General features: G+C 69.8%; 1 protein-coding gene. It reads right to left on the reverse strand.

Going from position 1 to position 255, the window contains the following annotated elements:
• Positions 1–255, reverse strand: a 255-nt coding sequence (locus QMX85_RS23515; RefSeq protein WP_282344967.1) for a contractile injection system protein, VgrG/Pvc8 family, incomplete at both ends; no start/stop codon positions are given.

Below are 255 nucleotides of genomic sequence, written 5' to 3' on the forward strand. Positions count from 1 at the left end.
CAGCCCGAAGCGGTAGGCGCCGGCGAGGATGCCGTGCTCCTCGAGCACCTGGGCGACGATCTGCGGCACGCTCAGGTGCTGGAAGATGCGCTGGTTGATCCGATAGGCCAGGTACGCCAGCTGCGGCCCCAGGGTCATCCGATAGCGGGTCAGGCGCTTGCCGGACTCGCCCTGGGCGATGCGCCGGACCAGCCCGTGAACGCCGCCACCGGCGTGGGAAAAGGCCAGAAACGCGGGCCGGTGCAGGAACGACTC

It is taken from the genome of Pseudomonas sp. PS02288, assembly GCF_029959715.1.
Taxonomy (GTDB): Bacteria; Pseudomonadota; Gammaproteobacteria; order Pseudomonadales; family Pseudomonadaceae; genus Pseudomonas_O; species Pseudomonas_O kuykendallii.